General features: G+C 66.6%; 19 protein-coding genes. All 19 read right to left on the reverse strand.

The genetic code is table 11. The annotated features are described in order from the left end of the window. The 19 genes from ABZ192_RS39535 to ABZ192_RS39625 all read right to left on the reverse strand — a co-directional run bounded on the left by ABZ192_RS39535 (position 1) and on the right by ABZ192_RS39625 (position 23,976). On the reverse strand, positions 1–576 hold the full coding sequence (locus ABZ192_RS39535; RefSeq protein WP_356929297.1) for a hypothetical protein: 576 nt from the start codon (positions 574–576) through the stop codon (positions 1–3). Between the two features lie 32 nt (positions 577–608). Further along, on the reverse strand, positions 609–2,303 hold the full coding sequence (locus ABZ192_RS39540; protein ID WP_356929298.1) for an ATP-binding protein: 1,695 nt from the start codon (positions 2,301–2,303) through the stop codon (positions 609–611). Between the two features lie 2 nt (positions 2,304–2,305). Next, complete coding sequence (locus ABZ192_RS39545) at positions 2,306–3,445, reverse strand: hypothetical protein (protein ID WP_356929299.1); 1,140 nt, start codon at positions 3,443–3,445, stop codon at positions 2,306–2,308. Continuing rightward, on the reverse strand, positions 3,442–4,350 hold the full coding sequence (locus ABZ192_RS39550) for a hypothetical protein (RefSeq protein ID WP_356929300.1): 909 nt from the start codon (positions 4,348–4,350) through the stop codon (positions 3,442–3,444). Before ABZ192_RS39550 ends, ABZ192_RS39545 begins: the two co-directional genes overlap by 4 nt. After that, positions 4,347–8,426: a hypothetical protein gene (locus tag ABZ192_RS39555; RefSeq protein ID WP_356929301.1), complete on the reverse strand. Its 4,080-nt coding sequence runs from the start codon at positions 8,424–8,426 to the stop codon at positions 4,347–4,349. The genes ABZ192_RS39550 and ABZ192_RS39555 overlap by 4 nt, the downstream gene beginning before the upstream one ends. After that, positions 8,423–9,598 carry a hypothetical protein gene (locus ABZ192_RS39560; protein WP_356929302.1) on the reverse strand — a complete coding sequence of 392 codons (1,176 nt, stop codon included), beginning with the start codon at positions 9,596–9,598 and terminating at the stop codon, positions 8,423–8,425. The genes ABZ192_RS39555 and ABZ192_RS39560 overlap by 4 nt, the downstream gene beginning before the upstream one ends. After that, a complete protein-coding gene (locus ABZ192_RS39565) occupies positions 9,595–11,841 on the reverse strand; it encodes an EVE domain-containing protein (protein WP_356929303.1) in 2,247 nt (748 codons plus the stop codon). Before ABZ192_RS39565 ends, ABZ192_RS39560 begins: the two co-directional genes overlap by 4 nt. Positions 11,842–11,858: 17 nt before the next feature. Beyond that, entirely contained in the window at positions 11,859–13,082 is a 1,224-nt protein-coding gene (locus ABZ192_RS39570; protein ID WP_356929304.1) for a hypothetical protein, read from the reverse strand. Beyond that, positions 13,079–14,203 (reverse strand): protein kinase, encoded by a 1,125-nt coding sequence (locus tag ABZ192_RS39575; RefSeq protein WP_356929305.1) that lies wholly within the window; start codon positions 14,201–14,203, stop codon positions 13,079–13,081. The genes ABZ192_RS39570 and ABZ192_RS39575 overlap by 4 nt, the downstream gene beginning before the upstream one ends. Beyond that, complete coding sequence (locus ABZ192_RS39580; RefSeq protein WP_356929306.1) at positions 14,200–14,517, reverse strand: hypothetical protein; 318 nt, start codon at positions 14,515–14,517, stop codon at positions 14,200–14,202. The genes ABZ192_RS39575 and ABZ192_RS39580 overlap by 4 nt, the downstream gene beginning before the upstream one ends. A gap of 134 nt (positions 14,518–14,651) precedes the next feature. Further along, complete coding sequence (locus tag ABZ192_RS39585) at positions 14,652–16,112, reverse strand: hypothetical protein (RefSeq protein WP_356929307.1); 1,461 nt, start codon at positions 16,110–16,112, stop codon at positions 14,652–14,654. Then, complete coding sequence (locus ABZ192_RS39590) at positions 16,109–17,980, reverse strand: N-6 DNA methylase (RefSeq protein ID WP_356929308.1); 1,872 nt, start codon at positions 17,978–17,980, stop codon at positions 16,109–16,111. Before ABZ192_RS39590 ends, ABZ192_RS39585 begins: the two co-directional genes overlap by 4 nt. A 134-nt stretch (positions 17,981–18,114) precedes the next feature. Continuing rightward, positions 18,115–18,492 (reverse strand): hypothetical protein, encoded by a 378-nt coding sequence (locus ABZ192_RS39595; RefSeq protein WP_356929309.1) that lies wholly within the window; start codon positions 18,490–18,492, stop codon positions 18,115–18,117. Further along, positions 18,489–19,052 (reverse strand): hypothetical protein, encoded by a 564-nt coding sequence (locus ABZ192_RS39600; protein WP_356929310.1) that lies wholly within the window; start codon positions 19,050–19,052, stop codon positions 18,489–18,491. Before ABZ192_RS39600 ends, ABZ192_RS39595 begins: the two co-directional genes overlap by 4 nt. Positions 19,053–19,234: 182 nt before the next feature. Next, positions 19,235–20,584, reverse strand: coding sequence for a hypothetical protein (locus ABZ192_RS39605; RefSeq protein ID WP_356929311.1), 1,350 nt, complete (start codon positions 20,582–20,584; stop codon positions 19,235–19,237). Beyond that, entirely contained in the window at positions 20,575–21,855 is a 1,281-nt protein-coding gene (locus ABZ192_RS39610) for an N-6 DNA methylase (RefSeq protein ID WP_356929312.1), read from the reverse strand. Before ABZ192_RS39610 ends, ABZ192_RS39605 begins: the two co-directional genes overlap by 10 nt. A gap of 538 nt (positions 21,856–22,393) precedes the next feature. After that, complete coding sequence (locus tag ABZ192_RS39615; protein ID WP_356929313.1) at positions 22,394–22,831, reverse strand: tyrosine-type recombinase/integrase; 438 nt, start codon at positions 22,829–22,831, stop codon at positions 22,394–22,396. Next, complete coding sequence (locus ABZ192_RS39620; RefSeq protein ID WP_356929314.1) at positions 22,828–23,319, reverse strand: hypothetical protein; 492 nt, start codon at positions 23,317–23,319, stop codon at positions 22,828–22,830. The genes ABZ192_RS39615 and ABZ192_RS39620 overlap by 4 nt, the downstream gene beginning before the upstream one ends. 531 nt (positions 23,320–23,850) lie before the next feature. After that, entirely contained in the window at positions 23,851–23,976 is a 126-nt protein-coding gene (locus ABZ192_RS39625) for a hypothetical protein (protein WP_356929315.1), read from the reverse strand. Positions 23,977–24,129: the final 153 nt, after the last annotated feature.

Below are 24,129 nucleotides of genomic sequence, written 5' to 3' on the forward strand. Positions count from 1 at the left end.
CTACGCCCTCCCCAAGGCGAGCCGCTCATTGCGCTCGTCGCGCAGGAACTCGCCGAACACGAGACGTTCGGAATCGGGAGCGGGGCGCATCACGCACTTGATGATCATCAACGGTGTCCGTGCCGGTTCCACGTCACTGCCACGACGCCTGAACCCTTCTCGGTAAGTTGCAATGATGGCGTCCATGCTGCGCGGAGCCGAGCCGCTGCGCACCCAGTAGATCAGGACACACAGCTTCAAACTCGGGGACGCGGTCGACGCGATCGCGAGGTTCTCGACCTTGCCCCTCAGCTTCCCCTCGTCACCACGCTCGAACCTCTCGAATTCGAACGCAAGCGAGGCTTCGCCCGAGTGCTTCTCGAACCACACGGAGTCCGCGCGCACGTCTCCGAGGCCGTTGTCGCGGGCCCACCAAATCGGGCACTCCGCCACGGCGGAGTAGCCCTGCGACTGCCCCGCGGTGGCCAGGACCGTGAGGAAGTGCGAGTGCACCGTGAGCCCGATGTCCGGGATCCCCGACAGCAGCATCGGGAAGTGCTCGACCATCAGTTCGCGGTTGGTGAGCCCGTCGAACACCAGGTCCGCCGGTGATGTCGAGCGGTCACCCATCATCCTCCCGACCTCCCCCAGCGCTCGCACACGCGCGGTGACTCACCGCCGTGAACGAGCGCCTTGGTGCCGACCTTCACGACGAGCGGCGCGATGATCGCCCGTCCGCAGATCAACGCCTCACCGGTCGACAGCGTCGGGAGCTCCGCCAGGTCCGCTGCAGAGAAGTAGTCGGAGGTCTTCTGGATGAACCGCTGGTCGTCCGGGTTCTTGATGCGCATCGCGACGATGGTGTTGCACTGACTCGTCACGTCGGAGTCGAGCTTGCTCGGGCGCTGGCTGACGATGGCGAAGCCCACGCCGAACTTCCGGCCCTCGGCCGCGATGCGCTTGATGATGTTCTTCGAGATCGCAGCCTCGCCGGCGGGCGCGAAGTTATGCCCCTCCTCGTAGACAATGAACACCGGTCGGGTCGGGCGCTGCTTGTCGGCCGCCGCCTTCATCAGCTCACTCGAGATGAGCGCGACGATGACCTGCCGCGCCGTGTTCGAGAGCCCTTGGAGGTCGATGATGCAGAGCCGTCCGGCCTCGGCATTGTCGTCGCCGACCATCTCGTAGACGTCGAACGGCTCACCGGCCGCGCGCGAATAGAAGCTCTGCGCCTCGTTGATCATGCGCCGAAGGCGGATGGCGGCGATGTTGGCGCTCCCTCCGCGGAGCGCATTGGCCTCGCCCTGGCTGCCGGACTCCGTCACCCACTCCTTCAGGCGGTCGAGATCATCGAGGACCGCGAAGAGCTCCTGGATGTCGCGAGGCTCGTCGATGTTCTCCTTCCAGTAGCGGAGTGCGACGTCGAGCACGCGCTGCTGCGGCTCCGTCAGTCCAGGGAGCACCCCGGAAAACTCGTCCACGTCGAAGTGGTCGAGCTGAAGAGCGAGGCGCATGTTCTTCCCCGCGTACTTCTCGTCGAAGCTCCGCAGCTGCGGCGTATAGACCTTGATGCCGCCCCCGCTGTCCTGCAGCTGCTGGAGGGCATCTTGGATCTCCGCGAGCTTTTGCCGGTCGCGAGGATCCTCGACCTTGTCGAGCCGGTCGTTGAAGTTGAGCTTGCCGGTTCGGAAGGCCTTGCCGTACTCGCCGTGCGGGTCGAAGACCACGACCGACGCGTTGAGCTGTGAGACCAGCCGCTCGATGACGCGCCCGACGGTGTAGCTCTTCCCCGAGCCTGTCATCGCAAGCACGGCGAGGTGCTCGGTCACCAAGGTGTTCGCGTCGAGGAAGACCGGGACGATGTTCTCGCCCTTCTCGTAGCCGACAAGGTTGCCCAGATGGATGCTGGTGTCCTCGGAAAACTCGTAGAAGCTCGTGAGGAACGCGTAGTCGACTCCGTAGACCTTCGTCCCCGGCGTCAGGGGCCGTCGGGGGATCCGGATCTCGCCAGTGAACGGATCCTTGTAGCCAACCAGCTCGAGCGTCGCGTACACCGTCTCCCCCGAGAGCCGCGACTGCGGCAGCAGCTCGACTTCACTGATCCCTTCGCCGAGCGCTGGGCTGAACAGGATGTTCGACCGCGAGAGCCCCACGATGCGGCCCAGCACGTCGAGCTGCGATTCCGACTCGCGCTCCTGGTGCGCGACCCGCACGAACTCCCCACGCCGCGCCGAGAAGCTCGTACGCAGCGCGATCGTCAGCTTGTTGGGTTCCCCGGTGTTGCCGACCAGCTTGCCAATGTAGTTATCGTCGTCTCGGAACATGCTCACTCCTCATCCATGGTGTCGACGCCCTCGAGCCAGGCTCGATCAACGGCACGGTCCTTGAGCATGCCCAGGGTCGAACGAAGGTAGTTGGACAGGACCTCGCGCGGCATCATCACGAGCTGTTCGGCGTACCAGAGCGGCAGCGGCTTCATCCGCGGGTTGTCGTTCAGCGTCAGGAAGGCGGTGATGCTGGCCAGCCTGTCGAGGGCCTCGGAGTCCCACTGCCCCGGAGCACCGACGGTCTCGATCTTCCAGATCGGCGTTCTGAGGCCGACCTGGATGTGGAAGCCGATGAGCCCGTGGTTCGCGACCGTCCGAGGCTCGAAGCGCTTCATCTGACGTCCCAGCGCTTCGTAGTAGTAGGCGGCCGTCCGATGCCCTGCGCGCAGGGCACCACGGAGGAAGCGGAGAACACCGACCCGCCGCAGCTGCACCCACTCGCCTTGCACGAGGTCCATCGCTTCGCTGCCGATCGCCTCGGGGGAACCCGCCGGTCCCTTCTCACGGAGCGCGTTCAAGACGGCGGCGTTGAGGTCGCGGCGCGACTGAAGCGAGACGAGGAACGGACCGTTCGGGTCGTTCGGGTAGATGGACGGCAGGAACCGCTGCCAGAACGCCTCCATCACCTCGATCAGCTCGTGCCACTCCTCCTCGACGTCGGGCTCGGCGAGGCTGAGACTCTGCTCGGCACGCGGGACAAGGAGCGGGATGTCGACGAAGATGACATCCGGTTTCGTATCCGAATCCAGCAGGTCCGTCAGGAGCTGGTAGACGAGGATGTACTCCTTCCATGCAAGTCGCTCGGACGCGTCCAGGAAGTTCATGTCATTGATGTCGACGCGGCTGTCCTGGAAGCCCTCCGTCACCTGGTTGCCAGACACGACGATGTCGTGGCGGAGCGCCGCGGCTCCATAAAGAATGCCGCCCAGGGCGGGCATGCTCCGGCTCTTGGAGGAAACTCCGACGGCGTAGACGCGATCGAACCGGCGCGACTCGACGCTGCGGATGATGCCGCCACGCACGAAGAGCGGGGCCTTTGAGTCGATGTACCGCATCTTGTTGGCGATCTTCCCGGCGGTGCCGGGAAGCCGCAGGCTCATTGCCGCGGCGAGTGCGCGAGCCAGCTCGATGCTTTTCATGTCGTCGTCTCCTCTGAGGCGAGCAGGGCCCCAAGCTCACGCAGGTACGGGTGCATCCCGCGCTGCTCGAGAAACCGGACGAGAGCCTCGCGATCGCTGGGTGCCGACGCGCCGGAGGCCGCGAGCCCCTGACGCGTGAGCTCCTCGAGGGCTCGACCGACGTCATTGGCGCTCAGGTCCACGCCAAGGAGCGCGCCGGCTCGAGATCGCAGGAGCTCCGCTGTCTGTGGGCCGCCGGCCGCAAGGAGCAGCGCAACGGGGACGAGCACCCCTTCGCCGACTGTCTCGGCCTTCGGCGGGTTGGACCGCTGCCGTGCGATCTCCCTGGCCTCCGCCGTGACCGACGGAGTCCACGACAAGAGGTGCCCAAGCAGGCTCTGGCGATGCGCCTCGTCGGTCAGCGCCGTGTAGGTAAGCAGCTGGAGCGCGGAGAAGAACACCGGACCCACGGTGTTGGTCGCCTGGTACCGGAGGAGCACGGGCTTGTTCTGGGCATCCACGGCGAGCACGCCTGCGCCGAGCACTGTGTCGAAGAAGTGGTCCGACCGAACCTTCACCCCTCCGCCGAGGTCCTCCTCGAGCACACCGTCGGTGATGCGTGCAACCGAATCCGCGGCGCGGCGTCGGGCTCCCAGCTGGACCGGCGTCTCGAAGTAGCGGCCGAGGTCCAGATCCGTGAACGGCGGCACGAGGATGACGGCGACCCCCGACCGCGCGAGCGCGGACGAGAGCTTGCGCATGTCGACGAGGCGCTCGGCATCCAGCAACCCACCGACGACGACGAGCGGAGGCCCCGACGGATCAGCCAGGAGCCGATCCATGGGAACGCTCTCGACCTCTGCCGTCTGCGAGAGGACGCCGACCTCGAACAGGTCAGCCTGTGCTTCGACGATGCGCGCTTTCATCGGAGCTCCAGCTTCGAGCGGATGAGCTTCATCTCCTTGAGCTCGCGAATCGCGTCGGCGTGGTCCGGGTGCTGGTCTTCGTCGTAGGAGCCGGCCTCCAGGTCGCCGGAGATATCGACCCACAGACCGAAGTGGACGTCCTTGCCAGCGCCCTCAAAGAAGCCTGCGCCCTCCTGGGAGACCTCGCTGTTGAACGCCTCGTAGCGCGCCTTCGTGGTCCCGAAGGTCGCAGCCGGCGTCGGCTCCGCCTTGGCCGGCTTCCCGTTCGACTTCAAAACCCGGTTGAGCGCGCGCAGTTCCTTCTGCCGGATCACCTGCCGGAGTTCCGTCTTGAGCTCGTCGAGCTTCTCTGTGACCCGCTGCGGGAGCCCCTGGACCGCTTGCGCGGTCGCGACGACCTCGGTCTCCAAGCTTTTCAAGAGCTCGGTCTCCGCCACTTGATCGATCAGCGATTGCACCTGCTGCTTCAGGCCTCCCTCCACGAGACCGCGGAACTTCTGGACCTCGAGCTTGAGCGGGTTGAGCGAGGCCTGTACCGGTTGCGGAGCGTCGGCCGTGAAGTCGCCCAGCGACTGCCACGCGGAGGCGGCGGCCTTGTAGTCCTTGACCGCCTTCGCCCACTGCTCATGGAGCTTCTTGAACTGCGCGAAGAAGCTACCGGGCTGCTCCTTGCTGATCAGGTCCTTCAGCGCGTCCATGCGCTTCCACGCCTGCTCGTACTGCGAGCTGACCAGGTACTGGTCGATCATCAGCGTGTACGACGCGACCGGGATCGTCGCCATCCGCGTCTGCGTGCCTGCCGCGGCGGTCCCTTTCACCGCGTTCTCGAGCTCGGACTTGATGGCCTTGAGCGGCAGCGTGACCGGGGCGATGGGGAAGGGGTGGCCCTCGGCCTCATCGAGCGTGGCCGCCTCGCCTAGCAGATGGTCGATCTCCTCGATCATCTCGTCCCGAGTTTCCAGGAACGCCTTCTTCAGCCACGCCAGGAAGGCGACGCGCTCCCACAGCGAGAGCGTCGAATACCGGGTCTCGTAGGACAGGATTCGCGCCGGCGAGCAGTCGAAGTGGAGCGTCGTCTCGCCTATCTCAAGCGGGCACACACCGAGGATGCGCTCCTCGATGTCGAGGACCTGAGCGACGACCGTCTTGAGCGATCCCTCGGTCAGGCTGTCGATGTCGGCGGTCAGGTGGTCCGAGCTCACCTGCTGGATCCGCTCTTCCGCCGTCACCAGTTGCTGCTTGGCCGTGGGGTAGTTGTTGCTCAGCAGAATGCTGGCCTGCGTGGGGAACAGGTCGGTGAGCGTCTTGACCGAGTCCTTGCACTCCCCCTCGAGCCAGGTCGACGCCGACTGGCGGCGGCTCTCGAGCATCGTCCGGTCGACGGCCTTGTAGAGGTCGTTCTTCTTGCGGACGAGCCCGATGCCGATAAGCACCTCGAGGATCTGCTCGAGCTGCTGTGGTGCCTTCATCTCGCTCTCGGGCACCGCGAAAAAGAAGCTGTTGGCGAGCTTGCTCACCGCCGACTGCATCTTGAGCTCTTGGAGGAGCGCGAAGAAGCACCGGGGCACCTTCGGGAGCAGGCTGCCGTCGGTCGTCAGCACGCCCAGGAGGTCGCCGTACTTCCACGCGGCAGGTGCATCGATGTTCTTCTTCGCCGCCTGTCGGCAGTTTTCAAACTCCACGTTGTTCAAAGGTCCGCCGGCCGTGTCGACGGCTGCATCGAGCGAGCAGTCGTTCGCCAACATGTAGCGGTAGCCCTTCGCGAAATCGACCGTGTTGTTGCCGGTCTTGCGGCTCCAGATGGGCGCGAGGAGGTAGCCGGTCTTGCGGAGGCCGTTCGCCCACTCCCGGCTCTTCGCTTGCCACTCGTCGCGGTAGGAACCCTCGAGCCCCTTCGCGACTTTGCTCAGGCGTGCCTCGTGGGCGTTGTAGGCGGAGCCCCGGCCCGAGTACTTGAGAAGGAACTCCTCCTCCTGCGATACGAGGCGCCGCGTCAGTACGCAGCGGCGAAGGGCCGGCGACGCATCGAGCTGCTGCTCGAACGAGGCCACGTCCGCGCCTGCCGGGAACAGGACAAGGATCGGGTGGACCCGCTCGAGGCCGATGTAGGCGCGTAGCTTGTCGAGGGTCTGCTGCGCGTCCAGGCAGTACACGACCGTGCACCGACCATCCGGCGTGACCCGAAGCCCGTCGAGCGACGGCGAGCCGAACGCGGAGGTGAGCGCCTTGTGCGGAACGTCCTTGAGCCCCGAGATGTGCTTGGTAGCCTCATCCTTGAGGTGGTCGTCGAGGAGCTTCGCGAGGCCAAGGCAGATCGCCGTCCCGCGCTTCGCCTTCGTCTGACTGACGCCGCGGACGTACTCGTCGAGCGAAGCCTCGTACTTGCCGTCCCTGAAGAAGCGAACGCTCTCAGCCGCCGAGGCCAGGAGCTTGTTGAACTCGCGCCAGAGCCGGAACGACATCCCGATGAACCGGGTCCCGTCGACCCGGTACTCCGGCTTCGAGAAGATGCGGTGGAGTGACTCGGCCGCGAACTCGATGCCCTCTCGCGGGTAGAGCGCCGCCAGCTGCTCGCCCCATTGCTCCAGGTCGGCGTAGACGACGAAGTCACCAGCGGTGCCCGGGGCTCCCCCGACCGCAACGGAGAACGCGCGCAATGCCTCGAGCAGTCCGACGACGGACACCTCGCAGGTCGGGGTGAAGTACGTGTCCGTCTTCCCTTCCTTTGCCTTGAAGCCGAACTCGGGACGGGTCAGCTCGTTCGCGAGCGCGCGCTCGTCGATGTGAACCTGAAAGAGCTCCGCGAAGGCGTGTCCGCGGCCCGCGACCTCGTGGGCGAGCAGCGCATCGGCCATCTCCTCGGTCAACGCCGCCTTCGCCGCCCCGCCGACCGGAGCCGGCAGCTGGCCGTACACGAGCCGTTCCAGCTCCTGCTTGGGGACCCCGGTTACCTTGCCGAGCAGGGGCAGGACGGCGTCGTCGTTGAAGATATGCTTGGCCCGGGCATCGGTCTTGGCGAAGTCCTTCAGGAGCTCCCACGCGCTCGAGCGGTAGCCGCGCTCCATGTGCCGGGCGTACGTCTCGTGGATGGACGACATGATCACGTTCAGCCAGCCGAAGTTCCGGTTGGCCGAAAGGAACGCGCCCTCGAGCGTCCCCGCCGGGTACTCGACGGCGTGCGGGTCGACCAGGCCGCCCTTGATGTGGTCGACGTAGCTCTGCACGTCGGTCAGTTGGTTCGGCTCGATCGTGACCGAGCTCGCTCGGCGCAGGTTCGGACCGATATGGATCTGGTCGCGCATGCCCACGCTGCACAGCAGCAGAAAGTTCACGTCCGGATGTTGGTTTCGCCAGTTCTCGTGCTTGATGACCTCCGAGACCATCAGGAGGTACTCGTCGTCGACCTTGGTCTGCGTGTCCTCGCGAAGGCCCCGTTTCAGGTCACCGGGCGTCTCGACCTCGTCGACGATGATCCAGAGGTGGCTCAGGCCAGCATCACCCAAGACCTTCTTCGCATCGCGAAGCCGGTCCTCGAACGATCGCGTGTCGTCGTCGACGAGCGAGAGCGCCTTCAGGTTCACGCCCTTGGCCTGCATCGCCGCCTTGAGGTCCTCGTAGAGGTCCCGCGGCCCGCCAGCGGCAGGGTCGGCGCGCAACGTGTGCCGCAGGGCTTCGACCGCCAGGCGAGCCACCCACGTCGCAGCGTCGAGCGCGTCGTCGCACACGGTGCTGTAGCGGATGTAGAGCGGCAGGATGCCATCCTGCAGCGCCGGCTCGAGCACACGCGGCTTCTTGTCTGGCTGATGGAAGGGCGGGATGACGTACTCGTTCTTGTTGAGTAGCCACCGGTCGACGCGGCCCGTCGCTTCCGCGATGAGCTCGTAGCCAAGCCGTGTCTTGCCCAGACCCCAGTCGCCGAACGCGATGAAGAAGCCGGCGATGTCGTTCGCGGCACCGTCCCAGAAGGATCGGCGGAATTGGTGGAGTGCGTTGAACACCTGGTTCTGGCCCACCATGGAGAAGGAAGGCGGATAGAGTGCGACCCCCTTGGCGGCCCACGGTTTGGTGATGGTCATCGGTCTTCTCCCTGCATCTCCCTGGAGGAACCCGTGGGGGTCTGCTCCGCAGTCTCAACGTTCATGGTCTTGTAGGGGGGCGTGAAGTCGATGCGGACGCGACGTGCGCCGGGCTCGCCGAACAGCCCTCGTCCCATGCGGGGCTGTCCTGGGTGGCGGTCGAGCAATCGCAGCTGCTCGTGGTACATCGCCGTCCGGATGTAGCTGTCGAGGACGACGGCTCGATCCTCGTCCGGCACCTGAAGGAGCTCGCCGAAGCGCTCGCCGAGCTGACTCACGATGAGAAAGCCCTCGGCGTCCGCGCAATCGTGAAGCGCCCGGGCGAACGCCTCGTCGTCGGTCAGCCGCGCAGGCGCTGCGTCCTCGAATCCGAGCTCGTCGAGGTTCTCCACCGCCAGCGCACCAGCGAGTCCACCGGCGTCCAGGCCCCAGGTCGAGGGACCACCATCGAAGGCTCGGATGTGGAAGAACACGGCCAGGGCCTTCTTGAGAGCGGTCGGGAGGTCGTTCGTCGAGGGTGGTCCACCCTGGACGCCCTCCCACACGACCGCCGCGGTTTCGCCCAGAGCCGAAAGGTCAGCGCGCCAACGCGGCCCGAGGGCGAGCTCGGCGTTGTCGCGCAGCAGCGTGTTGAAGCCGTCGCAGTTGCGCTGTGCGATCTCGAGGACATCGCCCTCGGGCGACGTGAGCGACAACGCGCCCGAGGGGATACCGCCCGGCGCCTCGACTCCCAGCTGCCAGCCCGCAAGGCAAAGCCCGATCACCAAGCGCGTGCGAGGCTCACGTCGAAGCAGCTGCTTCGCGAGGGCGCGAGCCCAGTCGACGTCAGCGTCCGCCTCGCGAAACGCCTTTCCCAGCGCGACGCCTTCCGCGGTGGCCCGGAGGCCCTTGTCGACCCGCTCGAAGAGGCTGATTCCGTTGATGCGGTAGCGGGCGCCGCTGCGCTCCATCCCGTATGTGTTGATGACGCCGTCGGTCCCCTTGCCGCGCGGCGCCCCGCCCTTGAACTGCATCGTGGGAGCGATGTCGAAGACCACGCGCTCGAGATCGGCCCGTGAATAGATGCGGCCTGGCTCGGCACGGGCCGCCGCCTCCGGGTACTCCTGGATGCGAGCCGCCTCGCTCCATAGAAACAGCTTGGGGAGCGCGATGCGCACCAACGGCGTGTTCATGCCTGTCCTCCGTGGAGAGTCGCCAGGAACTGCGACAGGCGAACGCGGTAGGGCTTTTCGCCCCGGTTCTGCAGGTGTCCCGGATGAGTCTTGATCTTGGATTGGTAGTCGTCGGTCAGACGCAGCACGTCGCCGTCGCGCTCGAACACATCGAGCAGCTCGAGGTTCTTCAGCATCACGTGGGCGGCGCTCGCCCAGAGCGAATCCTGGGTGCTGGCCTTCACCGGCCAGTAGCCGACCTGCTCGAGCATCGAGCGGACGTGGCGCGACAGCGGGCCCCGCCCGGCGCCGTCGAGCTCGAGATGCGCCACATCCCCACCGACGTGGATCAGCGCCGCCACATCGCCCGCCAGGCAGGCGAACAGGCGGTGAACCTCGAACTGAAGGAGCGCCGCCGCGACGGGGTGTGGGAAGAGTCGCTCTGCGGCGGCCTCGCGACCGAGCATGGCGGCAGGCTCCCACTCGCCGTGGCGGCAGAGCGGTAGGCCGGCGACGACGTAACTCCGGGCCATCACGTCGGTGCGCTCCACCTCGCCGATCAGCACCTGGCCGTCGTCAGCCACGAGCAGTTCCACGGTGCTGAGGAGCAATGGGCGCTTCCAGCTTCGACGGAGCTGCGTGCGGAGCGACCCCTCCGACGACTTCGACGCCGCGTCGGCGCTCCAGGACTGCTGCTCCGAAAGGAACTCGGGCTCTCGAATCAGGTCCCCGATCACCTTCGGCGGAAGCTGAGCGAACAGGTCGAGTCGCTCTGAGACCGCCACGTCGCGCGGCTCGCGGATGGGCACGCTCAAGTAGGCGTGCGTCCGCTGATCGCCGCCGTGGGGCTGCGTCAGGTGCCAACGTCCGAGCCGTGCCCAGACGTGCTCCTCGAGCTCCGGGATCGGCTCCGGGGCGTGTCGCCGGAAGTGCTCGCCCATGAAGTGCGCCGCGCGCCGGGTGGTGAACGCGGACGGGCCCGCGTCTCCGTCGATGAGGTGAAGGAGGAGCGGGGTGATCACGTGTGCCTCGGGACGACGCGCCAGCAGCGAGTCGAGCCAGTCGCTCAGGTGCGCCTCATGCAGCCCGAGGTCTTCCAGATCACCCGGCGTGAGCTCGCCAAGAGTGGCGAGATGCGCGAGCAGCCGGCGATTGCGGTCGAGGGGTGAGACCTGCTTCGCCTTCGTCGACATCTTGGCCTTCGAGCGCTTCGGCGCGTCAGGCTTGTGGTGGATCGGCGGGGGATCGTCGCCCGGTCGGTAGTGGCGACGACGCGCCCAGTCGTCGTCGACGCGGAAGAGGAGGTCGTGCTCTGGCGTCGCTTTGTAGTGGACGCGACTGCGGAAGTTAGTCGTGTACTTCTCGATGTGACACTGAACGGTGATCGGTTTGAGGAGCGGGTAGTTCGCTGTGAACCAGCTTGTGATCTCGTCCAGGAGGTGCTCGTCTCCCTCGGCGAACGTCTCGGCAACGAAGCGCTCGAGCAGCTCGTTGCAGCTCTCGTCGCAGATCTTGCCGGCCCTGGCGCGCTTCATCGCCCACGTGAGGACCTCACGCGCCGGCTCGTGGGTCTCCTCGATAGGCAGGAGCGGTCGCAACAGCTCCCACGCGTCAGCGTCGACGGGGAAGTTGGTGCCGTTCGGCTGCCGGAGGATCATCAGGTTGGCCAGCCCTTTCCTGGCCGCGATGGTGGTCTTGAGGAGTGGGTCGCCGAGGAACCGCTTCTCGATCGCGAGCACGACGCGGGGCTTGGTCGTGGCTCCGTTGCTCGGGTCCGCCCAGAATGCTGCGTCGTCGCCATCGGACTTCCGATCCGCGATGCGCTCCACGACACGAGCCTGGGCGTAGATGCCTGCGTGGTTGCCCGACATCCAGAGCAGGACGATGTCACCGATGTGGATGCGGTCCTTGTACCGGTTGGTCAGGAACTGCATCCGGTAGAGGTGCTGGAGGGCCTCGAGGATCCGGTAGAACTTGGGATTGGCCTGGAAGATCCAGACCCTTGGTTCCTTCACGTCGGGCACGGCAGCGACCTCGGCCGAGGTGACCTCAGCGATGGCGCCTTCGACGAACTCGAAAAGCCCCTTGTCGCCTCGAAGGAAACAGGCGTCCTGCGTCATGTCTCGGTGCAGCGAAAACCACGGCGTCTTGCGATCGTCGCTCACGGCGAACTCGTCCGAATGGAGCTCCGCCAGCGCCGCCCATACCTCGTCCCGGTAGTGGAAGGACCGCCGCGGCTGGCTGCGCATCCAGTCGGATGCCATGTCGACCTTGCGAGGCCTCATGCGGCACCGCCCTCCGACGCCCGCAGCGCGAGCTCCTCGACGATGCGCTTCTGCAGCTCCTTGCCGGGCCGGAACACGGTGCGCAGGCGCGCCGCCATCAGTGACGACTGGTAGTCGTCGCCGAGCACCAAGAGCTCGTCCTGGCGGCGCAGGATTCGAAGCTCGAGGAGGTTCCGGAGCAGGTTGCCCATGAGCTCGTCGGAGACTCGGCCGTCGACGAGGCCAAAGGGTGCGTAGCCCTGCGCGCGAACGAGGTCGCCGAGCAGCTCGGCCACGCGGCCGACCCCGCGGGAGCCCACGAGCACCGAGACGTCGTGCAGGCCGCCAGACGCGGGCACGTAGAGTTCCACAGTGGGCATCGTCGACGCTGGCGAGCGCCAGGCGCAGATGCCCAGGTGGATCACCGCAGCGTAGAACGGGTGCTCCACTACGGCATCACGGAGATGTTCGAAGAGCACTTCGTTGAGCGCGTCCTCGTCGAACGTGCGCTGGCCACGCGCATCGACGATCGGGGCGCCACTCAGCACGCTGAAGCGCTGCGTGTTCCACGGCTGCGGAATTAAGGCGCTGCCAAGGCCGAACCCGTCCTCTCGATTGAGCGGCAGCGGGCGCAGCACCGCAGCGCTCTCGACAGCGACGGGCAGCGCCACGCAGGCGGGACCGAAGCGCCGCAGCGCGAACTCGAAGAGCGCCTTGGGACGTGCGGAGTGTCCGAGTGCGTAGCTGTCCCAGGCGGCGAACGGCCGCGAGCGCTCGGGGAGGTCGGCCATGCGGGACTCGAGCTCCGCCGACGCGAGATCGACCAGGCGATTGCCGCCCTCCAGCTGCGCGAGGACGGCGTTGAGCTCGGCCAGCAGCGGCGCGAGCTCGCCTTTCGTCCACTCCTCGAGCTCCACGGTCATGCCCGCGCGGCCGGCATCGACCAGCCCCTCGACGAGGATGCTGAGCAGGTAGGCGCGGTACTCGGGGACCGCGAAGCACAGACGACGCCCGACCTGTTGCGCGTCGCACTCGAGGAGGTGCACGAAGGGTGGCGTCAGGTGCCAGGCCACCGGACGATCGTGCTCGTCGTCAACCGCCTTGAGGGCGCCTGCGTTCTCGAACACCGAGACCCACGGCCCAGCGCCGAGGTGCTCGGCCTCGTAGGCCGACACCTCGCCCCAGTGAGCAAGATGCTCGAAGAGCGGGACCGCGTCGCTCGGGCGGGCGGGGAGACTCATGCCTCAGCCTCCATGACGAGTTGACAGGCCGCTCGCGCGCTGTCGGCCGCGGCCCACCGGCGGAAGTTCGTCGCCGCCTGACGGGAACGCAGGACGACCCACTGCTCCGGCTTCTTCGGATCCTTCCCGATGCTCCAGTCCCAGCCCGCCCATCCGTTGGCGGCGTACTGCTCATCGCAGGGAGCCAGCCTCCAGTCGGACAGCCGGAGCGCCTCGAGATCGCCGATCGTCTCGGACGGCGTCCGGTATTGGGCGGCAGGGGCAGGCGAGACCGCCTTGTTGATGATGCACGCCAGGCTCTTGGGCGCGTACGGCTGCATCTTCCCGAAGGAGATCACGCCTTTGGCCCGGGCCAGCGCACGGTCGACCACTTTCTGCCTGTCGCAATCGTCGACGCCGCCGCCCGATGTCTCCGCCAACTCGCGAAGCTCTTTCCTCGCCTCGCGGTCCATGTAGGCGTCGTCGTTGTACGGCAGAGCGCCGTGCGCCATCTCGAAGAGCACCAAGCCCACCTGGTAGAGGTCCGACCGCACGTCGTAGCGGCTCGGCGTCGCCCATCCCTCGGCCGGCACGTAGAGCGCGCTGAGGCGCAAGGCGGTCACGCTCACACTCGCATGAGCGAGTCGTGCGACCGAGCCGAAGTCGGTGATCTTCGGCCAGATGCGCCCGTGTCGCTGCGAGATCAGCATGTTCGCCGACTTGATGTCCCGATGAAAGAGGAGCGCCTGGTGAAGCTGCGCGAGCCCTTGGAGTATGCCGATCGCCGCGCAGACGGCCTCCATCATCGGGAGCGGCCCGCCGCTCAGTCGCGAGAGGACGCTGCCGCCGTCGACATACTCCATGGCAACGAGGACGAAGTCGTGGCCGAAACGCTGCGCGTCGTGGACGCGCGCGAGGTTGCTCCCTTTGCCCTCTGTCCTGGTCGCCTCCACGAGCAGGCGCGGCTCCGCGAAGAGGTCGCCACTCGGGCGGGGGTAGAGGACCTTCAGGAACACCGGCAGGTCGTGTAAGTGACGCGCACGGAACGCGTATGCGCTCCCGCCCTCGGTGTTCTCCGCCTCGAGCGTATGCTTCCCGGTCGCAGCGATGAGCTGCTGGACGTCCTGAAGGACCGTGCTCATTCGTCGAGCCCCCACCACGCGACCAGGACCGCGTCTCGCCAGGCCTTCGGCTTAAAATCCGCGCCGCCGTTCAAAACGTTCTCGGAAGAAACAGACGCGATGGACGCGAAGCGCTTCTCCTGCGCGCGGAGAGATTGCGCCGCGACAACGTCGACGGTCAGCTTGAGCTCAGCACCCACCAGCTGGACGATCCCTTCTGCCTTGACGCGTGAGGCCGACGGCCCTCGGAACTGCGAGGAGCCGGCCTGCAGGACGCAGCTTCGCTCTACTCCCTGCTCCACCAGGAAGGTTGAGAGCAGCCTTCGAAGGCTCACCAGCGCTGCCCCTCGCATGCGTCGGCGGGCAGCTTCTGTGACGTGGACGTCAGCGGCAGAACGCGGGGTTGCCCGGCTGCCATCCAAGAGCGCCCACTTGAAGTCGGTCGAGCTGGGAGCTGTGCCGAGGACCCTCATGCGGTGTCCTCCGCCAGATCCGGGATGTCGTCCGCGGTCAATGCCTTGACGGTCCCGATGAGGATCGCCTCTACGTCGAGAGTTCCCTCGATCAAGGCTTCGACGTCGGCCTTGGCCTGCTCCATGAGGACCCTCGCCTCCTCGACAAGTCGGCATGAGGCCGCAAGGTCCCTCTCGAGCCGAGTGCAGGTCGGCGGCGACAGCTTCGGAAACCGGAAGCGAACAAAGTCGATAGAATACAACTCTTTCTGTCGAATTCCTTTCGCATATCGGGTTGTTTGAAGCTGGCCAAGTGGCGAGTTCAGCATCCCGGCCACGAGGTGAGGAAACTTGAAGTGCGGTCGCAGGGCGACTCGCGCGACGTGGCTGTTCACCGCTGCCGGGAGGTGGAACTCCTCAACCACGACCGTTTCGCCCAGCGGCGGGCCCGTGACGGTGTAGAGGAGTTCGCCAGCTTTGATCCGAGCGCGGGCGTTCCGCGAAAGCCAAGCGTCAGTAACGAAGCCACTCGCCTTGTTTCGGTCAAGCACGAAAGGGTCCACGTGGGTAACCGTCAGAGCGGGGACGGAGCCGTCGGGGTCGTAGCTTGGCTGCACGCCCTTCACCGGTGCCTCCACCAACTCTGAGAGACGCCAACACGGCTGACCATCTAGCCATCGGTCCACGGCCAGAAAGCTCGGGCGATAGAACTCCGGATCGAGGCGGTCCTCGAAAATGCGTGGCTCAATCGTGTACGCGATCTGGCCTGCCGCCATGTCCTGTAGCTCGGCTGGTCCTCGGTTGCCCCAGGCCCAGCTCTGGGCCAGGAGTTCCATGGCCCGACTTCGCAGCTTGGCCGACTGGCTTCGACAGCGCTCTGCCAACTCGACGTTCGCTCCAATGTAGTCCTGGATGCGACGGTCGGGGAGCGGCACCTCGACTTCCCTGAGGTCCTCGAGGTGGAGATGGCGGATCACAGCACCCTTGCTGTTACGTCGGATCTGGAGCTGCCCCAGGCGCGAATTGAGGTAGGCCGAGAGGTACGCCGGGCTGACCCCGCTCGGGCGAATGATTGCGGCGCTCTCGAATACGGCGAACCGGTCGTACGCTCCCTTCGCCAGGCCAGCAGAACCGATGGATCCGCTCTTCGCCACGAGCACGTCGTCGGGTCGGGGCGCGCAGTTCCATCGTTCAAGCTGATCGAATTCTGCGGCGCTGACGTACTTGTGACCGCTACCCGCGTCGACGAACCCGTTCCGAATGTTCTTGGCGCTAAGAAATGGGACGCCCGAATCGACGTAGCTCGGCGTCTTGTGGGTCCCGTCCGTAACAAGCGAGGAAATCTCGACCACCTGCCGGGTCTTCAGCCCACGCGCCTCAGCGCGGTGATCGAATTCCAGGTACTCGGGTCGGTAGAAGTCCGCGTCGAGACGATGTCGCAGGTCCTTAGCAGTGACCCAAGAGGCGATGCCGCTCATGCGGAACCTCGCTTGAGATAACCCGACGCAATCTCAACCAGGTCGTTGCCAAGCGGGTCCGGAACCTCGGCCTTGCCCTTTTTCAGGTACCCGACGTGCTCAGCGACAGCCATGAAGACCGGCCCCTGCTTCTCGGCCGGATGCCGCTTCTTCTGTAGATAGAGGAAGCTGGTCTTGGCGCCCGTGCCCGCGATGGAGAACGTCTCGGTGGGCAGGCTCACGACGGCGCGCACAATCGCCTTTCCGCCGAGGAACTCACCCGTCTCCTCGTCCTTCGTTCCCATGAAGTACTCGCGGATGTAGGCGTCCCCTGAGTTGGAGAGGATGCCGTCGGGCACGACAATCAGGAGCCGCCCGCCGGGCTTCAGGAGCTGCAGGTTGCGGTCGATGAACAGCGAGGCCGGGTCGGCCTTGGCGAGCTCCTTCCGCTTCGCCCGGTTCCCGGAAGTCCACGACCAGCCGAGCTCGAGGCCGCGCTCCTCGTCGCGCATGCGCGCCAGTCCGCGGGGATCGTCGTACTTGCCGGAGCCGAACGGCGGGTTAGTCAGGATGACGTCGAACTTCCCGATGAGCCGATCGAGATGCGGGTCAACCAGCGAGTCGTCGACCTTGAGCAGCTGGCTGTGGTCCTCGCCGTACAGCAGCATGTTGATGCGAGCCTTCTGAATCGATCCCGCGGCCTGGTCGGCGCCGAAGAAGCTGTGCCGCTTCATCTGCGAGAGCCAGCGCAGCTTGTCGTCGTCGGAGTGGCCGACGTGGCGGTCGTCGAGCACGCGCCGCTTCACCTCGCGCAGCGCGCCGATGGGGAAGCGCCCAGTACCGCAACAGGTGTCGCCGACGAGGAAGGCGGGGAGCGCGGCTTCCTCGTCGGTTTGGGGGTTCCAGCGCTCGCGTTGCCCGTCGTCGCCCCGTCGGGCCCACAGGTCCGCGTCGGGGATGTCGTGGAAGACCATGCGGGCCATGCACTCCACGACCTGGCTAGGAGTCAGGTAGGTGGCGAGCCCTTCGTCGCTCGCGTACTTGCCGCGAAGGAACACGTCGAAGGCCCAGCCCAGCAAGTCTTCGTGGATGAGGTGCGCCCGCATCTCGCGGGCCTTCTCGCCGTTGCCGAGGAGCTCGCGGTCGGGCACGGAGAGCCGGATGGGCTTGCCCTCACGATCGCGAAGCTCGAGGGCCTCGATGGCGAGGGCGAGGACCTCCGGGTTCTCGAGACGCAGCGGCTCGTCGTAGGAGAAGATCGTGTGTACCTCGCCAGTGATGTCGGTCGCCTTGTACTGCGGGAGGTTGTTGATCTCGCGGAAGGCGTCCTTGAGCTGGATGACCGCGTCCTTCTTGTGCTCCCGCACGTAGTCGGCCGAGTAGATGTCGGCGAATCGCTTGCCCTTGGCGGCGCCGCTCATGAGTACGTAGCCGGGCTCCTTCTCGAGGTGGACCTTGAGGAAGAGCAGCTTGCCGAGCTCGTCGATGGCGGCATTGGTGGGCTTGACGCCGCCGCGCGAGTAGATGGCCTCGTGCAGCTGATCGAACTTGCGCTGGATCGCCCGGAAGTCGCCACGGTGGTACTCGGCCGAAACCTCCTGCACGAGCCGGGTGCGGGACTCGGAGATCGGCCGGGCGACGGTCTTCCACTCGTCCCGGGCCGGCAGCGCCGAGACTTGCGCGTCCTTCTCGACGTCGAAGATGAAGTCGTTCTCGTCGTCCCATACCCAGACGAAGCGAAACGGCTTACCGGCGGCGGCGCCGAGGCCGGCCTTGAACTTCGCGTCGTCCTGCACGGCAGGCCGCGAGGCATCGCCGGGCTCACCGCTGGCGAAGAGGATGACGGGTTCGTCCTCGTCGAGCGCGACGAGCTCGGCGGTCGCCGACATGGATCCGTCGCCGAGCGGGTCGAAGAGCGCGAAGTCGTCCTTGATCTGCTGGTAGCCGAGCTGCGAGAGCTTCTCCCGCGCCCCATCGCGGAGCGCGTCTGTGGTGTTCTTCCTCTTGGCCATGGGTCCTCTCGCTACCGTCGCCGGTTGAAAATGTTGGTGCCCGCCACGACGAACTGCTCGGTGAGGAGCTCGCGCACCTGGTGCTCTGGCAAGCTGGTCTCGTTCGCTACCGCCCGCACCGCGCTTGCCAGCGGAGCACCGGGGCGGCCGTCGAAGAACTTCTCGACGGCCTTTCGCACGCGGCTGTCGTCGGTGATCGCCGTTCCCCGCGCCGCCCACATCTCGTTAGCTGTCCGCTCGAGCGTCGGATCGAGTCTCATCAGCAAGAGGGCCCGCTCGGCACCTCCAACCTCCGTGAGCTCGGGGACGGCCTCCGCAACGCGCTCGGGCGTCGCGGGACCGCGGCCGATCAGGAAGTCGCGGATCTTCGAGGTGATTGGGCCGGTCATGCTACCTCCTTGAGCGGGAGGCGCAGCTGGGCGTCGGTCGCCTCGCCCCGCGAAGTATTTTTCGAACGCCGGATGCCCTTGACCGGCGTGAGCTGCAGGGCCGGCCAGATCGCGACGACGCCGTTGATGGCCAGCAGGTCCTGCGGCTCCAACCACGCCGAGTGACCAACGAGCTTGCGCTCCTTCGGGTTCGCGGCCTCGTCGATGATGCGGCCGAGGATCGCGCAGAAGTCGCGGGCGCGTCGCGTGACCGTGCCCTTGCTGTAACAGAAGCTCCAACGCCGCAGGACGCTAGCGACGACGTCCAGGTTCGGCACGTCGTCGCCAGCCACACGCCTGACCTCCTCAAAGATCGCGCGGCCGCGAACCCCTTCGAGGATCACGCGAGGCTCGAAGCGAGAACTGACGTAGCGGCGACCGAGACTGGTCGGGCGGATCGCATCCTCCTTGAACAGCCGGGCCCAGCGCGCGGCCGCCAGGTAGTAGTGGACATTGCGGAGGTTCTTGAATGCGATCTTGTGCTGGAGCCACGTCGGGTCGTCCTCGCCGAGCACGACCATCTCGACTATGCGGTTCGGCGGGGCCAGTTGCGTGGCTTGTCGTACGACCCGATCGTGTGACGACATGTTGTTCCTCGGCACGACGGCAAATCGGGGCGCCGACCCGAGTGCCCGCGTGAGCACATCACGCCGCACAAGGCGACTCCAGCCCCCAGGAGAGCTCATGCTCGTCGCCACGGCGTTCACAGCGTCGCCTTCCGGAGGTAGTCGTCGGCAGCTTCGATGAGCGCGGTCCGCGCCAGCAATGCCTCGCGGCGACGCTGCATCGCTCGGGTGAGCCGGGTCTCGAAGTCCTCTCGCCAGACTTGACCCAGCACCGGGACGAGCAACTCGTCGAGGTCGCGCTTGTTGACAAATCGCTGCACGGACCCGGAGGAGAGCAGCCGGAGCTGCGTGCGGACGAGGGAATGGGCGAGCGCGACGGCGAAGACGCGGGGCGTCTCGTGGAAGCGGAGGGCGGTGAAGGTGGCGCTCCCGAGGAGCGGCTGCTCCTGGGGGCCGAGCTCCTCGTCGAGGTAAGCGACCTGGTCGCCCGAGCCTGTCGTGCACAGCAGGACATCGCCCACCTCGAGCCGCTGCCGCATGCGCGAGGACAGGTCGGACAGGGGCCGAACCTCGCCGCCCTCGACAAGGAAGGTGCTCTCGTTCACGTCGTCGGCCTGAACGGCGAAGACCTCCTCGTCATCGGCGAGGCCACGAAGGCTCGTGCCGGCGGGCTTCGCAAGCTGGAGCAACGGCCGCATGGCCGACGATGCTGCCGAAGAATGGCGGAAGACGCGCCCGCGGTTGAACGGGACGTCCCACCGGTCTGCCAGCTGCGATCGGAGAACCTCGATGGCGCTGCTGGGGGGCTTGATCCCGGAGACACGGTGGTCTATCTCGGTGTGGATCGCCATCACCACCGCGTTGAACTCGGCGCGGGCGCTCGCGGTCAGGTCGACGGCCTGCTGGTACTGCAGCCCGAGCGACTCCTGCAGGCTGCGCGGGGGCAGCGGGATCGGGAGGCGCGCGATGTCCGAGAGGCGAAGGCGCGGCAGCGCCGACGAGCCACCGCGGTACGCGAGGTCACGCAGGATCCGGTTCAGCGTCGGCGTGCAGAACACGGCGGCCAGGTACTCGGGCAAGACCGCCGGCCGGGGCCGGATGATGGTTAGCTCCGACGACACGGCGAGCTCTGCAGGCATCCCCGACTGGACCGCGGCCGCACGAAACGGCTGGGCTGCCCGCGTGAACAGGACGTCGTTCTCCTGGACGTTGATCCACTTGGCGGCGGTGCCGTCGACGTGGGCCATGCCGCTCAAGTCCAGCTCGCAGGGCCGCACGTTGTTCAAGCGGAGCATCGGGATCCCCGATGCAGCCGAAGGCAGGCGAGCCCCGTCGTGGATGGACTTGACGATATCCTCGAGGCTGACGTGTCGACTGCCCTCCGAGCTCATCGTCGACCGCACCAACTCGCGCCCGAGGTAGAAAGCCGGGTCGAGGCGAACGTGCCGCTTGCCGAGGTCGGCGCGGGAGAGCGTGGCTACGCGCATGCGGCTACCTCCCGTTCGAGGAAGTCGTCGAGCTTCGACCGCGCCGCGCCGATGTCGCCGCGGAGGTCGTGCGCCTCCACGTCGACCATGAGGATCGGGTAGTCGTCGGCCGGCGCCGGCTTGCGGAGTATCACGACGGAGCACTTCACCCCCGTGCCGCGGAAGCAGGTTCCGGCAGGCAGGCTGACAACCGCCAGCAGACGTGCGTGTTCGAGCAGCCACTCGCGGAAGTCCGCATGTCCGGCGCTCGAGAGCAGGCCTTCGGGCAAGACGGTGACGAGGAGAGCGTCATCGGCCATCGCCGCAAGCGCGTGCTCGATGAACAGCAGCTCTGCAGGCACGCGGCTGCGCACCTTGCCCCCGCGCTTCGACAGCTCAAACCTGGCCAGCTGGGCTCCGCTCAGTTGGAGGCCGAACGGCGGGACGACGATCACGCCGTCGTAGGACCCATCGAGGTTCGACTGCAGGAAGTCAGCGAACACACGCTCGACGCTCGGAAGCAGGCGCTCCAGCAGCGGCTCGAGCAGGCGAAGCTCGGCCGGAAGAAAGATCGTGCCCTCCGCATCGAGGAGTGCGGCGATCTCCGCCCCCGCTCCGCCTGAGACCAGGAGACGACGAGCGCCGAGCTGATGTCCGCGCACCAAGGGCGCCACGCTCTCGGCCAGCCCGGAGAACTGGCCCTTATCGGGAAGCAGTGAGGACAGCGCGACGACGAGACGGACCAACTCATCGGGCGCGTTCGGGCGGAGTCGAAAGCCGGCCAGGAGCGCAGCCGCCGTGCGGAGCGGTTCTACTGCGACCGACTCGTCACCACCGAGACGCGACACGGGCACGCCGCCCGTGGGGCGGACGAGGTCCGGCCCGAACACCTCATCGCCATCCAGGCGAGCGACCATCTGGGCGACGCCCAGCTTCGTCGCATCACCGTGACCGGCGGCCGCGTGAATCAACTGCCCCCAGGCGCCGAGGACTCCTGCCGACGGAAAGTGGCTGCGGTCGGCGACGGGCAGTGCCCGCACGGGGACGAGCCCCTCCTGCTCGCGAGCGTAGAACGACGGATAGCTGCCGCCGTCGACGATCACGAATGCGTAGCCCTCGCCCGCGAGGAGCTCGAGGTAGCGGTCGGACACATCACCGCGCTTGGGGCGAAGCAGCACTCCGCGCTCGCCGCCGAGCATGAACTCCCCAGCGAGGGCCAGCCGTCCGATGACCGGCTGCGCAGCGTCGGCTACGTCGATCCCGAGGCTGCTGAGGTAGGTTCTCGCGTCCAAGACCATCTCTCCATCACGCGCTCACGCGCCCATTAAGTCTCGAAGAGTAGCCAGGACGAGAAGTGCAGTCAAGAGTCATCACGCGCTCACATTCCCAATGGCTCCAGAGGCCGGCCCCGCCTCGCCGTAGCGGGGGGAGCGCATCAATAGTGCCAGTCCGCGGCTGCACGCGACCGGCACCGAGGCACTCAGACCAGACATCGGTGAGCCCCTGGAACTCGTCGCGACGGCACAGCATGGTCTGCGCCGCCGACGACCTCCACCACGCAGGCCGAGCGGCCCGGCCGAGGCCGGCTACGCGGCATGATCGCCAGATGCACTCAGCTGGCGGCGTGCGAGCCTGTCCCAGCACTGTCCCATGCTCCGGTTCCCGCCACGCCCCCCGTGCACATCCCGTGCACAACCGCCCGGGAACTCCCGGGAAACCCCAGGTCAGCGCAGGCACTCCCCCAGACGGCAAAACGGCCCCGCCCCGGGGAAAACCCCACCACGGCCGCAATAGCAGACGAGTTGGGCTGTACGCCGGGTTCTGTTCCGCTCAGGAAGCGATCACGCTCTGACCTGCATGTTTGCGGGGATCCGGCGGCTGGTTCAGCCCTCTTGGATTTCTCAGGGACTTTCGGCCGAGTCCCTGAACCAGGCCTCCATGGCGGCACAGTCCTCGCGCGCCGGCCTGCGGCATGAAGTGGCTATACGTCCGGAGCGTGAACGCCGGGTCGGAGTGCCCCAGCCACTTCGCGAGCGAGACGATCGACTCACCGGCCTCGAGCATCACTGAGGCGTACGTATGACGCAAGACGTGGAAGCCGTGCTCGCGACTCGGCCACACGCGCGACGGCTTCTCGCTCGGCTGACGCTCGGGCAGCGGCGGGATGACTCCCACTTCGGCGAGCGCGGGCTTCCACGCCTTGGTGTTGCAGGTGGTCCGGTTGATCGCGCCGCGCCGCCCGGTATAGGCGAGCAGCCGGACCGTCACCTTGCGCCGGTCTCGCGCGCGAGGTCGGGTTCCTCGGGGTCGAGCCACGGCAGGGTGACGTCGATCGGTTCGAAGCGTTCCTGGTGCGTGAGGAGCCGCATCGCGAGCACCTTCGGCAGAGGTGCGTCGCGTTCCTTGCCACCTTTGGGCGGGCCGAAGTACAGCTGCGACTTGTACATGAGGATCTGCCGCTCTATGTGCACGAGGTCGCCATGGATGTCACCCGGGCTGAAGCCGAACACCTCACCCTGCCGAAGTCCGCATCCGACGCCGAGGTCGAGCATGATCCGGTAGCGGTCGGCCAGTGCCTCCCGTACGGCGTCGACACGATCCTGCTCCCAGGCGCGAGCCTTGCGCTCCGGCTTCTTCGGCGGCTTGATCGAGCTGTTGCCCTTACACGGGTTGCGGTAAAGCCGCTTGTCCTCGACCGCGGCCTGCATGATCGCCTTGAGGTAGACCCACGCGACATAGGCCGTGCTCGATGCCACCGCCCTCTGCACGTCGGCCGACCACTTGCGTGCTCCGCGACGCCGATGCCCCTGAACGCCAGGTCTCCGAGCTGCGGCAGCACCTGCCCCCAGATCCGGTGCCTCATGCTTTCCAGCGTCTGAGCCGGATGCACCTGGGACGGCCAGCAGTGCTTCTCGACGTACTCACGAAGGCTGATCGCACCATCTCGTGCGTCGACGAAATCTCCTCGACGCGTGTCGGTCTGTGCCTCGGCCAGCCACGCCTTGGCGTCCGCGACCGTGTCGAACGAGCGGTCGCGGACGCCCGGTATCCCCTTGGCGCGGTAGCGCGTGCACTTGCCCCAAAGCGCAGTGCGTTCGCGCTTGCCCGTCTCCTTATTCGGCCGCTTCTTGAGCCATCGGTCCTCTATGTAACCCGCCATGCGCATCTTCTCCTTGGCCTGGGCATGGTTCTCTCGGCGCGACCTGCGTCGCGATCAGACACACAGACGATCTCCGTGTGCATGAAATTCCGAGTGCTGCCGAACTCTTCAGACCCGTTTTCCCAGGTCAGGCAGCCCGGCGACGCTCACGCTGCCGCGGGGCCTTGCTCAGCGGGTTGAGGGCCGGGTTCGACCGCGAGTCCGCCTGCTCCTGTTCGCCGAGCCACGCATCGAGCAGGTCCCGGCGGTACATGACCCTCCCGCCGGGGTGGCGTCCCGCCGGGTGCAACGCCAGTGCGTTAAGGATGTGTGCGCCCTCTTGACAGGGCGGCTACAGCGTGCCGGTGTCGGCGACCCTGCCGCTGGCCGAGCTGCGGGAACACCTGCACACCCTGCCGGAGCACCC

Source organism: Streptomyces sp. NPDC006235, from assembly GCF_040613735.1.
In the GTDB taxonomy this organism is placed as follows: Bacteria; Actinomycetota; Actinomycetes; order Streptomycetales; family Streptomycetaceae; genus Streptomyces.

Coding starts and splice junctions, on each gene's coding strand:
- ABZ192_RS39565 (WP_356929303.1), bottom strand. CDS start 11,841: ATGGCATCCGACTGGATGCGCAGCCAGCCGCGGCGGTCCTTCCACTAC.
- ABZ192_RS39605 (WP_356929311.1), bottom strand. CDS start 20,584: ATGCGCGTAGCCACGCTCTCCCGCGCCGACCTCGGCAAGCGGCACGTT.
- ABZ192_RS39585 (WP_356929307.1), bottom strand. CDS start 16,112: ATGAGCGGCATCGCCTCTTGGGTCACTGCTAAGGACCTGCGACATCGT.
- ABZ192_RS39595 (WP_356929309.1), bottom strand. CDS start 18,492: ATGACCGGCCCAATCACCTCGAAGATCCGCGACTTCCTGATCGGCCGC.
- ABZ192_RS39540 (WP_356929298.1), bottom strand. CDS start 2,303: ATGTTCCGAGACGACGATAACTACATTGGCAAGCTGGTCGGCAACACC.
- ABZ192_RS39560 (WP_356929302.1), bottom strand. CDS start 9,598: ATGAACACGCCGTTGGTGCGCATCGCGCTCCCCAAGCTGTTTCTATGG.
- ABZ192_RS39570 (WP_356929304.1), bottom strand. CDS start 13,082: ATGAGTCTCCCCGCCCGCCCGAGCGACGCGGTCCCGCTCTTCGAGCAT.
- ABZ192_RS39575 (WP_356929305.1), bottom strand. CDS start 14,203: ATGAGCACGGTCCTTCAGGACGTCCAGCAGCTCATCGCTGCGACCGGG.
- ABZ192_RS39545 (WP_356929299.1), bottom strand. CDS start 3,445: ATGAAAAGCATCGAGCTGGCTCGCGCACTCGCCGCGGCAATGAGCCTG.
- ABZ192_RS39550 (WP_356929300.1), bottom strand. CDS start 4,350: ATGAAAGCGCGCATCGTCGAAGCACAGGCTGACCTGTTCGAGGTCGGC.
- ABZ192_RS39555 (WP_356929301.1), bottom strand. CDS start 8,426: ATGACCATCACCAAACCGTGGGCCGCCAAGGGGGTCGCACTCTATCCG.
- ABZ192_RS39600 (WP_356929310.1), bottom strand. CDS start 19,052: ATGGTCGTGCTCGGCGAGGACGACCCGACGTGGCTCCAGCACAAGATC.
- ABZ192_RS39590 (WP_356929308.1), bottom strand. CDS start 17,980: ATGTCGGCGACCGCCGAGCTCGTCGCGCTCGACGAGGACGAACCCGTC.
- ABZ192_RS39625 (WP_356929315.1), bottom strand. CDS start 23,976: ATGTACCGCCGGGACCTGCTCGATGCGTGGCTCGGCGAACAGGAGCAG.